10 protein-coding genes are annotated in these 14,360 nt (G+C 53.4%); 8 read left to right on the top strand and 2 right to left on the bottom strand.

What is annotated here, in order from left to right:
• Positions 1-12 precede the first annotated feature (12 nt).
• From rsxD to CBR65_RS21455, 4 genes are read left to right on the top strand one after another with little or no spacing between them, the layout of a single operon-like run.
• A complete protein-coding gene (gene rsxD, locus CBR65_RS21470; protein ID WP_087469210.1) occupies positions 13-1,071 on the top strand; it encodes an electron transport complex subunit RsxD in 1,059 nt (352 codons plus the stop codon).
• On the top strand, positions 1,072-1,761 hold the full coding sequence (gene rsxG, locus CBR65_RS21465) for an electron transport complex subunit RsxG (protein ID WP_087468757.1): 690 nt from the start codon (positions 1,072-1,074) through the stop codon (positions 1,759-1,761).
• Positions 1,754-2,473, top strand: a complete 720-nt coding sequence (locus tag CBR65_RS21460) for an electron transport complex subunit E (protein ID WP_087468756.1) — start codon at positions 1,754-1,756, stop codon at positions 2,471-2,473. The genes rsxG and CBR65_RS21460 overlap by 8 nt, the downstream gene beginning before the upstream one ends.
• A 38-nt stretch (positions 2,474-2,511) precedes the next feature.
• Positions 2,512-3,357 (top strand): mechanosensitive ion channel family protein, encoded by an 846-nt coding sequence (locus tag CBR65_RS21455; RefSeq protein WP_087468755.1) that lies wholly within the window; start codon positions 2,512-2,514, stop codon positions 3,355-3,357.
• Between the two features lie 86 nt (positions 3,358-3,443).
• On the opposite strand, the gene CBR65_RS21450 is transcribed toward CBR65_RS21455, so the two are convergent.
• A complete protein-coding gene (locus CBR65_RS21450; protein WP_157672183.1) occupies positions 3,444-4,811 on the bottom strand; it encodes a DUF945 family protein in 1,368 nt (455 codons plus the stop codon).
• Between the two features lie 290 nt (positions 4,812-5,101).
• Here CBR65_RS21450 and CBR65_RS21445 point away from each other — a divergent pair, with 290 nt between their 5' ends.
• A complete protein-coding gene (locus CBR65_RS21445) occupies positions 5,102-5,848 on the top strand; it encodes a peptidase (protein WP_087468753.1) in 747 nt (248 codons plus the stop codon).
• A 175-nt stretch (positions 5,849-6,023) separates the two neighbouring features.
• Here the strand turns inward: CBR65_RS21445 and CBR65_RS21440 are convergent, their stop codons facing one another.
• Complete coding sequence (locus tag CBR65_RS21440) at positions 6,024-6,881, bottom strand: diguanylate cyclase (RefSeq protein WP_087468752.1); 858 nt, start codon at positions 6,879-6,881, stop codon at positions 6,024-6,026.
• A gap of 464 nt (positions 6,882-7,345) precedes the next feature.
• Between CBR65_RS21440 and CBR65_RS21435 the strand changes: the two genes are divergently transcribed.
• The 3 genes from CBR65_RS21435 (at position 7,346) to CBR65_RS21425 (ending at position 14,349) form a co-directional block, all read left to right on the top strand.
• Entirely contained in the window at positions 7,346-10,705 is a 3,360-nt protein-coding gene (locus CBR65_RS21435) for a DUF2126 domain-containing protein (RefSeq protein ID WP_087468751.1), read from the top strand.
• A 222-nt stretch (positions 10,706-10,927) separates the two neighbouring features.
• Positions 10,928-13,468: a circularly permuted type 2 ATP-grasp protein gene (locus tag CBR65_RS21430; protein ID WP_087468750.1), complete on the top strand. Its 2,541-nt coding sequence runs from the start codon at positions 10,928-10,930 to the stop codon at positions 13,466-13,468.
• Positions 13,465-14,349 carry a transglutaminase family protein gene (locus CBR65_RS21425; RefSeq protein WP_087468749.1) on the top strand — a complete coding sequence of 295 codons (885 nt, stop codon included), beginning with the start codon at positions 13,465-13,467 and terminating at the stop codon, positions 14,347-14,349. The genes CBR65_RS21430 and CBR65_RS21425 overlap by 4 nt, the downstream gene beginning before the upstream one ends.
• Positions 14,350-14,360: the final 11 nt, after the last annotated feature.

Genomic DNA, 14,360 nt, shown 5'->3' with positions numbered 1-14,360 from the left:
TCGAGATTATTAATGGCGTTTTTGAAAGTTACCTCGCCCCATGCCCACAAAGGGCACTCAACCGGCCATTTAATGCGGCTGGTGATCCTCGCTACCCTGCCGGGCTTTCTCGCGCTAGTGTGGTTTTTTGGGGTGGGTGTAGTGTTTAACGTGTTATTGGCCTGTCTGGCCTGCGTCGCGTTTGAAGCGCTGGCGATAAAACTGCGCGGTCGCCCGGTGATGTTTTATCTGCGCGATTACAGCGCGCTGGTCACCGGGGTTTTACTCGGCCTTTCCCTGCCGCCTTATTGTCCCTGGTGGATTGTGGTTGTCGGCAGTCTCTGCGCCATCATTCTCGCCAAACAACTCTATGGCGGTATGGGTTTCAACCCCTTCAATCCAGCGATGGTGGGTTACGTCATACTGCTGATTTCATTTCCGGTAGAGATGACGCAATGGGCCGCCCCCTCGACCATGCTGGAGGCCGGGGAGGCCCTGCCGGGTGTTATCGATAGCTTGCAAAAAATCTGGTTGGGCACACCGATCGATGGCTATACCGCTGCAACGCCGCTCGATGTCATGAAACAAAATAGCAGCTTGCTGGTTGCTGATGTTTACGCCAATGAACCGGCGTTTAACACCGGAACCCTCGCAGGTGCAGGTTGGGAGTGGGTCAATATCGGCTTTTTGATCGGCGGCATTTTTCTCTTAACCCAGCGCGTATTTACCTGGCACGCGCCGGTCAGCATGCTCGTTGCACTGACGCTGATGGCGGCACTCTTTCACGACGGTGGCAGTTCCAGCAGTGGCGGTTCACCCCTGTTTCATTTGTTGTCCGGCGCCACCATGTTGGGTGCGTTTTTTATCGTAACTGATCCAGTCAGCTCTGCGGTCAGTAAAAAAGGACGGATCATCTACGGCGCCGCTATCGGTATGCTGGTGTTTGTCATTCGCCATTGGGGTAATTATCCCGACGCGGTGGCCTTCGCCGTGCTGTTGCTGAATTTTGCCGCGCCCTTTATCGATTACTACACCTTGCCGCGCACCTATGGCCACACCAAAGCCCGCCGCGCGACCGAGAAGGAGGAATAGATGTTAGGTGCCTCCATCAGCAAAAACAGTTTGTTGCTCGCCATCTTTGCGCTAATAGCAGCCGGCGGCCTGGCTCTGACCAACGAAGGCACCAAGGCGCGTATTCAAAAAGCTGAGCGGGCCGCGCAACAAAAAGCCCTGTTTGAAATTGTGCCGCGCTCACACCATGACAATGATCTGCTGCTGGACACAGTTCCGGTACCGGAGAATGCCTGGCACCTTTTAGGATTGAAAAAAGGCGGTGACATTCATATCGCCCGGCAAAATGGCCAGGTAGTAGCGATGATCATCCCCGCCGTTGCGCCGGATGGTTACAGCGGCGATATCCGCATGATCGTCGGTGTAAACCGGGATGGCTCTGTGGCCGGTGTGCGAGTATTGGCTCACAATGAAACGCCGGGGCTGGGCGATAAAGTGGACTTGAAAAAAAGCGACTGGATTTTATCCTTTAACGGTAAATCCCTGACGGCGCCCGCTCCGGCAGACTGGGCGGTCAAAAAAGACGGCGGCGAATTTGATCAATTCACTGGCGCTACCATTACGCCGCGGGCGGTGGTCAATCAGGTGCGTCGCGTACTGGAATTTGTCGCGACCGAGGATGAAATCTTATCTCTCGGCGCTAAAGCTGAAACGACCAGCAGTGAAACTGCTACCGACACACCAACATCACAGGAACACCCCCATGAGTGACTCCGTCAATTACAAAGAGATCACCCAAAAAGGACTCTGGGGCAACAACCCCGCGCTGGTGCAATTGCTGGGCTTGTGCCCGCTGCTGGCGGTCAGTGGTTCAGTGGTCAATGGCCTCGGTCTCGGTCTCGCCACACTGTTGGTACTTACTTCCTCCAACACAATAGTGTCGCTGATTCGCACCAAGGTCAGTGATGCCGTGCGCCTGCCGGCATTCGTCATGATCATTGCGTCATTAACGACCTGTATTGAATTATTGATGAAGGCGTTTACTTACGAGCTGTATCAAATCCTCGGCATCTTTATTCCTTTGATTGTGACCAACTGTGCGGTGCTCGGCCGCGCGGATGCATTCGCCAGCAAGAACCGTTTACTGCCCTCTATAGTCGATGGTTTCACCATGGGGTTGGGTTTTGCGCTGGTGCTGGTCGCGATTGGTGCGATTCGGGAATTACTGGGCAACGGCACCTTGTTTGTCGATATGCATTTACTCTTTGGTGACATTGCCCGCGATTGGACACTGAATGTGTTCGGCAGTAGCTACCCCGGTTTCTTACTCGCAGTTCTGCCACCCGGCGCCTTTATTGTGACCGGTTTTCTGATTGCGCTGAAAAATCTTATCGACGGTGAAATCAAACGGCGTGCCGAAGCGCGTAAAGCCAAACCGGTTAAAGGCAGCAAGCGCGTGCGCACAACCGGCAGCATTGCCTGATTAACCAGAACCTATCTCAATCACAAGAGGGAATCGTCATGCAGTACGAAGAAGAAATCATGCAAATTGTGAATGTCTACGTTATACCCTGGGGCATTAACATCCTGGTCGCTTTACTGATTTTTTTAATCGGTCGTATCGTAGTAGGCGTTATCAGTTCTCTTATCGGCAAAGCACTTTCTCACACCAAGTGGGATACGATCCTGGTGGAGTTTGTTCAACAACTCGTACGCGCCATATTGCTGATTTTTGTCATCGTAGCCGTACTTGATCAACTCGGTGTCAATACCACGTCAGTGATCGCCGTGCTCGGTGCCGCAGGCTTGGCTATTGGTCTGGCACTCCAGGGGTCGCTGCAAAATTTTGCTGCCGGCTTTATGCTCTTGGTATTTCGCCCGTTTAAATCCGGCGACTTTGTGGAAGCTGCCGGCACCATGGGTGTGGTAGAAAAAATCCATATCTTCTCCACCATCATGCGCACTGGCGACAATAAAGAAGTGATTGTTCCTAACGGCGCTATTTACAGCGGTAACATCATCAACTATTCCGCGCGGCAGACCCGCCGTATCGACATGATATTCGGCATTGGCTACGGCGACGATATCAAGAAAGCGCGCGATGTTATTACGGCAGTGGTAAGTGCTGACGAGCGCGTTCTGAGTGAACCGGAGACGGTGATTGCTGTATCCGAGCTGGGCGCCAGCAGTGTGAATTTTGTGGTGCGTCCCTGGGTAAGGACAGATGATTACTGGCCGGTAAAGTTTGATTTAACAGAGAAGATCAAATTGGCATTTGATGAGAATGGTATTTCTATTCCCTTCCCACAAATGGATGTGCATTGGATCAAGCCTGTTGAGGAAGCGGACTCAAAGAAGGAAGAATAGATCTGTTGCGTTTGTCGGATTACGCCGTTGGCTAATCCGACCTGCGAATCGAATACAAAAAAGCCGCGCGGTGCGCGGCTTTTTATTTACTCGGTATCGTAACCGGAATCATCAAACGCCGGTTGCTCGGGTTCTGCACCACCCAGTGCCGGCAGTAACGCCAACAACATCTCTGGTGGTATTTCAGTATTACCGACTTTCACTACACCATTTTTCAAGGTGGCGTGCATCACGTATTGATCGCCGTCCTGGGTAATGTAGGTATCCATGTATTGGCCAACCATCATCACCAGCGGTGTTTGCATCACAATGGATTCGGAGACATTAATCTTCAGATCACTGTTGACCAGCAGCAGATAATCCAGCGGATCAACAATGCTGTTTATCGTACGGCCATCCGCCAGTGACTGGTAATCTGCTACCCAATCCATCTTCGCGCTACCACCCATAAAGTCGGCGCCCATTGCCAGCTTGAATTGCAATCCTTCCTGCAACGCGATGTTCATCAGCTCTGTCATGGCTTCACTGTTGTTCGCCATGGCCGTTTCCGGATCGGCTTGCATGGTTTTGGCAATCTCGGCCCATTTTCGAATCGCCGCCGGGTCCAGTTGATTAAGCGTGATGTCGTAATGAAGTGCAGTAATTTCCAGCGGACCATTCACCTTGGCAGCGGACAAGCTGACAAAAGTGTCGATCTTTCCATTCACCAGTTTTTGTGTTTGCACAACTTTAATTTGTTCGACGGAACCGCTCACCATGGCAGCGTTGCGGAAGGTAATACTGTCCATCGCCATATTCATGTTGGAAATGTTGACCAGCTCCGAAATATTTTTCACATCGAAATTACCCGTCAACGGCGTCGTGGTGATGTGTGTGCCATCGGCCATTGCAATATCCATTGCACCCACGTCAACAGAACCGGTCATATCCATGGATGTGTATGTTCCATTAACGGTGAGGTTGATACCGTCAACGCTCAATACGTCGCCTTCATCGCTGTAATTAATGGCCGGCACGGTCCAGGTTGAGGTGTAACTGTTGTTGAAATGTCCCAGGGTGACGATTTCGCCAATGCTTTCACCAAAGATGGCCGCCAGTTTCTGATCTGCCTCGGCATCACCAGTAACAATTTCCAATGTCGACACAGAGGAAAACAGTCCTACGCCCACTTTCCCCAGAAATAATAAGGGCCCATGTTGTACGCGAGACTTGCTGGACAAGCTAAAACCGCCAATCGGCAGCCCCATAGTCGAGTAGGTCGCGGTAAATTCCACCTCGCTAAAGAATACGCCGCGCTCATAGCGAGTAAGCTCCAGCTGAACACCCTGCGCTTCAGATTGCTGCTGGCTCAAGGCAAATTGTTGGCGAATATTTTTCTCGCCCTGATAACCGGTATAAAAGGAGGCGCCGGCATACAAAGCGATAACAATTAGAATTCCTGCAAGTTTTTTCATCATCATTCCTTTCGGTGAAGTGAGCGAAAATAGGTTCAAGGATGGGTATTTACCCTTAGGGCCTGGCGCAATTTTACGCCAGCGACGGCGAGACGTTATACCGGAAAAGACCGAAGGGGAAAAGCCATTACCTGAGCGGGAGATGTTTTTTGTGACCCGCTGAACCACGACCGACAAAGGTTACTCGTTCGAGCCAGAAGCGGCCCCATGGCCTACACTCAGATTAGCCTTGACGGTGCCCTGCACTGCTCTTACCCTAATCAGCCTTTTGACCCAGAGTTACCTCGACCATGACTTATTGTGTTGCTATTACTGTTGACGCCGGTTTGGTGTTCTGTTCTGACTCGCGCACCAATGCCGGCGTCGACCAAGTCAGCACCTACAGCAAGATGTACCGCTTCGGCGTTGACGGGCAACGCCAGTTTGTCATCCTCTCTGCCGGAAACCTCGCCACGACCCAGGCGGTTATTTCGCGGATCAAGAAAGACATCAAGGAATTAGCCCCGATCAATCTGGGCAATGTACAGACCATGGACGACGCCGCCGACTATGTCGGTGAGATCAATCGCTCGGAACAGGAAAAGCACAACGCTGGCAACGTAGCCACCTTTGAAGCCAGCTTTATCCTCGGCGGACAGATCTTTGGCGACAAACCGCGCCTGATGCTGGTTTACCCCCAAGGCAACCACATCACCACCTCCACCGACACGCCCTACCTGCAAATCGGTGAAAGCAAATACGGCAAGCCCATCCTGGATCGCATCCTCCAGCCGCAAACCACGCTGGATACAGCAGCCCTCTGCGCCCTGGTGTCCATGGATTCCACCATGCGTTCCAACCTCACCGTCGCGCCTCCCATCGAAATCATGATGTACCAGACGGACAGCTTTGTGTTGCAGCACAACCGTTTTGATGAAGATGATGAGTATTTGCGCGAATTAAAACGTTCCTGGGATGCGCGTATTGCGGAAGCGTTTTTACAATTGCCGGCGGTAAATTGGCCACTGCAAATGAATGATGGGTATGTTCAAAATTAAGACGTGTTCCAATCTGCATGAGGCTGGCTGACGGAGTAGCTTGTGAGACACGCCGTGAATCCATCCCTGGAGGCTCAGCACCGACATCCTGTCGGTGATGGTCTCACAAGCTACTCCGCCAACCAGCCAGACCGTGCCATCTATTACATTTTTAACCAGCGTTTTTTGGACGGGCTTATGGCAAATCCTTCGGATCAAACCATAACTCTGCCCTATCCAGCGGCGTCTCCTCAGACAAGGTCGGGTTGTCGATATAAAACACTTTGCGGTTTTTCATATTGGCCTTTTCGATCACATCTTTCACTTCCGGCGCATTCATAAAAGCTTCATCAAAACTGCCATCGGCGATCGCGCGGTTAAATCCGGTTTCAATATCATGGGCCAATTCCGGATTATTCTTCGAAACAAATAAATAAAACGGCATCTTGTAAGCGACTATCAAATTCTTTTCCACTGCCAGCTCAAGCTCCGGCCGTTGGGCAAGCTCACCAAAGGGTTCATGCACGCCGCGCGGGAAGGCGTCAAAGCGTCCGCCTTCAACCATATAAAACAAACTGGGATATTTATTGGCTTTTATAACGGTAAAGCCATTGGCTTCAAGGATGTTAGTATCTGCCCAGGTCCTACCCTGACCGAAGGTTAATTGTTTCAGATCCTCCAGTGTTTCCACCCGATCAAATTTTGCCTGATCATGTTTGTTGATGATCAGGATGCGATAACCCAGCAAACCTTTAAACAACGGAATACGAATCGGCAAGACGGTGGCTTCCATCTTCGCATCGGATGACGTCCAGGCAAGGTCGAGGTTTCCGCCAATGCGAACTTCTTCATTCACGCGCGCCTGAGTCATGTCATTGGTGCTGATCTCGATGCGGTAGGGCTTGTCGATATAGCGCAAGGCCAGGCGCAGCATACTGATGGCATAACCGGCATTGGGGTCGCTGAAGTTGTTGACACGAATAACCTTTTCGTCGGCGCTGACAGTGGTACAGATCAGCGCAATAAGGAGCATATAACTGACTTTTCTTATCATGTGTCCTGCCTTCTTTTATTGGTATAGGTGTTAAGTGCATAGAAAATGCCCGCTGCGGACAACAACGAGTTTTTTCAATAATTGTAGTATACAAGTGCGCAGGATGTCGTCTGGATGGGCATTAAAGGATATGTCATTCAGATGCGTTATCGGACCGGTCGTAAGCTGTCGGATTACGCCGTTGGCTAATCCGACCTACGGCGAGTGGTGTGGTTATTGCTTGGTTGTTGCTAAATGTTAAGCGCGTAAGCTGCAAATGTGTTTATGCTGTGTTTGGTATAGCCGTGTTTCACTTTGCTGCGTTGCGCAATGGCCAGCATTGGTCAACGCTTAGCGTCGGTGGATATCATCAATATTTCATTGATAAGGTGTTTACTGCACCAGAATAAAGCAGGGAAGAGCCGAACATCAATTATCCAGCCCGTTCCGGGTAACCCTTGTGTTGAGCATAAAGGAAAATCTGTATGGCCATCCGCGTGGCAATTCATCACGAAACAGAATACACATTTGATCGGCTGACAACCTTATTTCCCCATGTGCTGCGCCTGCGCCCGGCGCCCCACAGCCGCGCAAAAATCCACAGCTATTCGCTCAAGGTCGAACCGGCAGAGCACTTCATCAACTGGCAGCAAGATCCCTTCGGCAATTTCCAGGCGCGCCTGGTCTTTCCCGAACAAACCAAACAACTGAAATTCACCGTCGAAGTGATTGCGGACATGACCTCCATCAATCCCTTCGATTTTTTTGTGGAGGAATACGCCGAGTTTTATCCCTTTGCCTACGACGAGCAGTTAAGGCGCGAGTTGGTGCCTTATCTGGAGGTGACCGAATCCGGTCCAAAACTGACGGCTTTGCGCGAAGAGATTTACGATCAGTTAACGGCCAAGGCTCGCGCGGAGACGCCCTGGCTTATCAATGACTTCCTGGTAGCGGTTAATCAACGCCTGCAAGCCGATATTGGCTATGGTGTGCGGCTTGAGCCGGGTATTCAAACCTGCGAGGAAACCCTGACGCTGGCCAAGGGCTCCTGTCGGGATACGGCCTGGCTGCTGGTTCAGCTGATGCGTCATCTGGGGCTGGCCGCACGTTTTGCCTCTGGCTACCTGGTACAGCTGACGTCCGATGTCAAAGCGCTCGATGGCCCCAGTGGACCGGAGCAGGATTTCACCGATCTGCATGCCTGGGCGGAGGTGTTTATCCCCGGCGCCGGCTGGATCGGATTGGACCCCACCTCAGGTTTGCTGACCGCTGAAGGGCATATTCCCCTGGCCTGTACCCCGGACCCGATATCTGCCGCACCGGTCACCGGCGCCACCAGCAAAAGCGAAGTGACGTTCAGTTATCACAATGAAGTCTTCCGCATCCTGGAAGACCCGCGCGTAACAAAGCCCTATACCGAAGAACAATGGACCACCATCAATGCGCTGGGCGCGCTGATCGACCAGAAACTGGAACAGCAGGATGTGCGCCTGACCACCGGCGGTGAACCGACCTTCGTATCGATCGATGATATGGAGTCCGCCCAATGGAATACCGATGCTCTGGGCGCCGATAAACTCAAACTGGCCAAAGACCTGCTGCTGCGTATGCGCAAGACCTTCGCCCCCGGCAGTCTGCTGCATTATGGCCAGGGCAAGTGGTATCCGGGCGAGGAAATACCGCGTTGGGCGCTGGGTTGTTTCTGGCGCACCGATGGCCAGCCTTTCTGGCGCGACGACCGCTACCTGGCAAGAGTTGATAAGGATTACGGTGTTGATCATCAGGATGCGCAGCAATTTGCCGGCGCTTTTTGTGAGCGGCTCGGTGTCAACGCCGAACACCTGATGCCTGCTTATGAAGATACGCTCTACTACCTGTGGACCGAGCAGCAATTGCCGCCGGATGTTGATCCCACCAAAGCCGACCTGAAAGACAGCCTTGAACGGCGGCGCCTCGCCAAACTGCTAACGCGCGGACTCAATTTGCCCACCGGCTTTGTATTGCCTATCGAATGGCATTTTCCCCAACTGCGCTGGATTACCGGCCGCTGGCAATTGCGCACTGATCATCTATTACTGATCCCCGGCGACTCACCGCTAGGCTTACGCCTGCCGCTTGGTTCGGTGGAGTCACCCAGGTATGACGATGACCGCTACCAACCGGAGGCCGATCCTTTGGCGGAACGAGCGCCCTTGGCCAAGGCCGGGCAGGCCTACGTCAAAACCGGCGGAGCGACGCCAAAAAAACAAGCGTTCGCCAACACCCTGGAAGCAGGTTACGCCATCCGCACAGCCCTGTGCTTTGAAACTCGCGAAGGCCGGCTGCATGTTTTTATGCCGCCGCTGACCTACCTCGAACACTATGTGGCCCTGATCGAAGCCATTGAAGACACCGCCGCCGCCCTGGACATACCGGTAGTGATCGAAGGTTATGAACCACCTAAAGACTATCGCCTGAAGAAGTTCCTGATTACGCCGGACCCCGGTGTTATCGAAGTGAATATTCATCCGGTTTCCAATTGGCCGGAGCTGGTTACCAACACCGAAGCGCTGTATGAGGATGCGCGTCAAGCGCGACTCGCCACGGAGAAATTCATGCTCGATGGCCGCCATTCCGGAACCGGCGGCGGCAACCATGTGACCTTCGGCGGCCCTACGCCCGCCGACAGCCCATTTTTGCGGCGGCCTGATCTGCTGCGCAGCCTGGTCACCTTCTGGCAGCACCACCCTGGATTGTCCTATTTATTTTCCGGCTTGTTTATTGGCCCCACCAGCCAATCGCCGCGGGTGGACGAAGGGCGCGATGAAGCCTTGTATGAACTGGAAATCGCTTTCAATCACATGCCCGATGGCATCGTCGATCAGCCTTGGCTGGTAGATCGGCTGATGCGCAACCTGCTGATTGATATCACCGGCAACACCCACCGCGCTGAGTTCTGCATCGACAAACTCTATGCACCCGGCACCGCCAGCGGTCGCCAGGGTCTGCTGGAATTTCGCGGGTTCGAGATGCCGCCCCACGCCCGTATGTCACTGGTACAGATCCTGCTGCTGCGCGCCCTGATCAGTCGTTTCTGGGAGAAACCCTATCATCAGCCGCTGGTACGCTGGGGCACCCTGCTGCATGACAAATTCATGTTGCCGCACTACGTGTGGGAAGACCTGCGCGATGTAGTGAACGACCTCAATCAGCAGGGTTATCCCTTCCAGCTGGAATGGCTGGCGGCGTTTGAAGAGTTTCGCTTCCCTCACTACGGACGGGTACAACTGGACGATATCGCCATTGAATTGCGCTGGGCTATAGAGCCCTGGCATGTGTTGGGCGAAGAAGTTACCAGCTTCGGCACCGCGCGCTACGTGGACTCCTCCGTCGAGCGCTTGCAGGTCAAGGTAACCGGACTCACGCCGGGGCGGTACCTGCTGGCCTGCAATGGCCGACGGGTCTGCCTGAATGCTACTGGCAAGCAGGGTGAATTTGTCGGCGGGGTCCGCTATCGTGCCTGGCAGCCGCCTTCGGCGTTGCACCCCACCATCGGGATACACTCGCCCTTGACGTTCGACCTGATCGATACCTGGAACGGCAAAAGCATCGGGGGTTGTTCTTACCATGTCAGCCACCCCGGCGGACGCAGCTATGAACGCTTTCCGGTGAATGCCAATGAAGCGGAATCCCGGCGCGGCAACCGTTTCTTTGACTTTGGCCACACACCGGGCCCGTTACCGACGACACCGGCAGGGAAAATCTTGCGCGAGTTCTTTGAACATAAACACCCACCGCGCCCTATGGCACCGCCGCCAGAAGAGCCTGCTGGTGAATACCCGTACACACTGGATTTGCGACGCTGACGGTGAGTTGGCCTATGTTGGCTAACGCGCGCTGCTGTGTCGGTTCTGACTACATGGCTGAATCTGTAGCCTGGCCTTGGGTCGAATCGCTACTGCTTGCTCCAAAGGTATTGGGCAAGCATCGATTAACATGCCACAATTCCGCCTACAACATGTATAAAAAGCATACAATGCGAATTGTAACGCCACCGCCGGACAAGCCACATCCAGGTCACTTTATTCATGAATCCGTCAGAGCCGATGAAAGCTGTCACTCACAGCCTTGATTATCCCTTCCTCAACCATGGGGTAGATGAAGCCTATTCGCCGCGCGGCGACATTCGCTCGCATTGGCGCTACCTGCTGGAAAGCATGCAAACCCTCGGCCTGGAAGGGATTGAAGAGCGGCAGATTAAGGCCCAACGCATCCTGCGTGACGACGGCGCTACCTACAAGGTTTATAACGATCCCGCCAATAACCAGACCTGGCAGCTCAATCCAATTCCCCTGCTGATCGACAGTGAAGAATGGAGCCAGGTAGAAAGTGCCCTGGTGGAGCGCGCTGAATTATTCAATCTGATACTTGAAGACGTGTACGGGCCGCGTTCTTTAATAAAACAACGCGTGATTCCGCCAGAGCTGATTTATTCCCACGCTGGCTTTCTGCGGGCGTGCCATGGATTGAAGCTGAAAGGCGAACACCAAATGATCCTGCACGGTGTAGACCTGGTACGCGGACCTGATGGCGCCATGAAGGTCATGGCCGATCGTACCCAGGCACCGTCCGGTGCCGGTTATGCGCTGGAGAATCGCACAGTGATGAGTCGCGTGTTTCCCAGCCTGTTCCGCGATAGCCACGTCCACCGCCTCTCATTATTCTTTGCCCGCCTGCGCCAAAAGCTGCAAGACATTAACCCGAACGGCGGCATCGCGCGCATCGTTGTGTTAACGCCCGGCGCCTACAATGAAACCTATTTTGAACACGCGTACCTCGCCAACTATCTCGGGTTTAATCTGGTTCAGGGCGGTGATCTGACGGTGCGCGACGGTTTTGTGTGGATGAAATCACTGGACGGATTAAAGCGTGTGGATGTGATTCTGCGCCGTGTCGACGATGTGTATTGCGACCCGGTGGAATTAAAAGGCGATTCACAATTGGGTGTCCCCGGCTTACTCGACGCCGCGCGTATGGGCAACGTCGCCATCGCCAATCCACTGGGCTCAAGCGTATTGGAAAATCCAGCGTGGCTGGGTTATCTCCCGGCCATTGCGCGGCATTTACTGGGTCGTGATTTGCAAATGGATTCGGTAAAAACCTGGTGGTGTGGCAATGAGGAAGATCTGGATTACGTGTGCGAAAACCTGCACACGTTACTGATCAAACCCACCTATCGCCGGCCGGGATTATATGAAGTCTACGGTGCAGAACTGGACGAAAAAAAATTGCAGGCGTGGAAAAATCGCATCCGCAAAAATCCGCTGCAATACGTTGCCCAGGAATATATTCCCTGTGCCTATACGCCCACCTGGCATCAAGGTGCTATCCAGCCGCGCGCCACTATCCTGCGCACCTTTGCTGTGGCAAGCGAATCTTCTTACGCGGTATTGCCCGGCGGTTTAACCCGCGTCAATCTCGATTCCACCGAAAAAATTATTTCTAACCAGCGCGGCTCGGTATCAAAGGACACCTGGGTACTGGCCACTGAACCGGAAAAGCTGGTCACCTTGCGCAGCAGCGAAAAATACCAGCCCCAGGAAACCACCAGCGAGCTACCCAGTCGTGTGGTGGAAAATTTATTCTGGATGGGCCGCTATGCCGAGCGGGCAGAATCCGCATTGCGCTTGTTGCGCACGGTGTTTATACAACTGAATAAATCCGAGAGTTTGCCCGATCCGGTGTATCGCTCACTGCTGAGTGCAGTGACCCACGTTACCTATACCTATCCCGGTTTTGCCGCCGAAAATCCCACACTGTTCAGTGATCCGGAACCGGAGATGTTATCCATCCTGCTCGACATGAATCGCGCCGGCAGTGTCGCCCACAGCCTAACGGCGATGATCAACGCGGCTGAGCAAGTCAAGGAACAACTCTCCAGCGATACCCAACGGGTTATCAATGACATTGGCGATGAGCTGCAAGCACTCAATAAGGCATTAACACCCGGCGCCCTTTCCGCTCCGGAAGAAGCGCTTGATCCGCTGGTCACTACCCTGCTGGCCCTCGCCGGTTTAATTCATGAAAGCATGTTGCGCGGCCATGGTTGGCATTTCATCAAGATGGGTCGGCGTATCGAACGCGCCTTGCAGATCGTGAGTTTATTGCGCGCCCTGCTGGTTCCAAAATTCGATGAGTCACCGCAAGACATGCTAATCGAGTCCGCCCTGCAATGCGGCGAAGCCTTGATTCCCTACCGCCGCCGTTACCAAACTGGCATCACCATGGAAAATGGTCTGGAGATGCTGGTGCTCAACAGCAAGAATCCCCGTTCGTTGATTTACCAACTGGAGCAGTTGGAATATCACTTTACCGAGTTGCCCAATACCCATGGCGTACTCACGCGGGAACGCAAGTTATTGCTTGAAGCGACCACAGCCCTGAAGTTAAGTGATGTGACCAACCTGGCCGAAAGTAACAGCGCTATCCGGCAACCGTTGGATCAGTTACTCGCGCGCATTCAATATCTGGTCGGTGCTGCCGGCAAAGAAATCAGCCAGCGCTATTTTGATCACACCCAAAGCCCGCAACTGCTGGTAAAAAATACTGAATGGCAGGATCACCTGTGAAATTTATCGTTCGCCATGTGACCAAATATTCCTACGAGCAACCGGTCAGCAGTTGTCACAATATTGCGTACATGGTGCCGCGCAATACCGCGAGCCAACAACTGGATACCATCGCGATTGCCATATCGCCCACCGCTTCGGTGAGCAATACACGCACCGATTATTTCGGCAATCAACTCTATCAATTTTCCATTGAGCAGGATCATTCGGAGCTGGAAGTGGAAGTCACCAGCCACATTCGTGTGGATGAAATGCCGATTAACCGCAACCTCGACTTCGGCAATACCTGCGCTTACAGCAAACAACGTTTGCATCAAAGTGCTGACCCGGAATGCCTCACGGCGCGCGAGTTTTTGCTGGACTCACCGATGATTCAGCAACACGCCGACCTGGCCCACTATGCCGCCGCGTTTTTTCCTGACGACCGCCCTTTTTTATCTGCGGTAATGGAATTGACGGAAAAGATTTACACCGATTTTACTTACGATCCTGGCTTCTCCGATGTCGCCACACCGCTGAGCGATGTACTGAAACATAAACGCGGTGTCTGCCAGGACTTCGCGCACTTTGCCATCGGTTGCCTGCGCTCGTTGGGCTACCCTGCACGTTACGTCAGCGGCTATCTCGAAACCCTCCCACCACCAGGGCAGGAAAAGCTCGTGGGCGCTGATGCGACCCACGCCTGGTTTGGCGTTTTTTCGCCCGGTGAGGGCTGGTTTGAGTTCGACCCCACCAATAACAAGATGGCGAGTGAGCAACACATCACTACCGCCTGGGGCCGCGACTATTCCGATGTGACGCCGCTCAAAGGCGTTATCTTCGGCGGCGGTAAACAACATACCCTCTCCGTCTCTGTCGACGTTCAACGCCTCGCCGATTAGAATCGCAACCC

The organism is Cellvibrio sp. PSBB006, from assembly GCF_002162135.1.
GTDB lineage: Bacteria > Pseudomonadota > Gammaproteobacteria > Pseudomonadales > Cellvibrionaceae > Cellvibrio.
This window is presented reverse-complemented; position numbering and strand designations above follow the sequence as displayed.

Coding starts and splice junctions, on each gene's coding strand:
- rsxD (WP_087469210.1), top strand. CDS start 13: ATGGCGTTTTTGAAAGTTACCTCGCCCCATGCCCACAAAGGGCACTCA.
- rsxG (WP_087468757.1), top strand. CDS start 1,072: ATGTTAGGTGCCTCCATCAGCAAAAACAGTTTGTTGCTCGCCATCTTT.
- CBR65_RS21460 (WP_087468756.1), top strand. CDS start 1,754: ATGAGTGACTCCGTCAATTACAAAGAGATCACCCAAAAAGGACTCTGG.
- CBR65_RS21455 (WP_087468755.1), top strand. CDS start 2,512: ATGCAGTACGAAGAAGAAATCATGCAAATTGTGAATGTCTACGTTATA.
- CBR65_RS21450 (WP_157672183.1), bottom strand. CDS start 4,811: ATGAAAAAACTTGCAGGAATTCTAATTGTTATCGCTTTGTATGCCGGC.
- CBR65_RS21445 (WP_087468753.1), top strand. CDS start 5,102: ATGACTTATTGTGTTGCTATTACTGTTGACGCCGGTTTGGTGTTCTGT.
- CBR65_RS21440 (WP_087468752.1), bottom strand. CDS start 6,881: ATGATAAGAAAAGTCAGTTATATGCTCCTTATTGCGCTGATCTGTACC.
- CBR65_RS21435 (WP_087468751.1), top strand. CDS start 7,346: ATGGCCATCCGCGTGGCAATTCATCACGAAACAGAATACACATTTGAT.
- CBR65_RS21430 (WP_087468750.1), top strand. CDS start 10,928: ATGAATCCGTCAGAGCCGATGAAAGCTGTCACTCACAGCCTTGATTAT.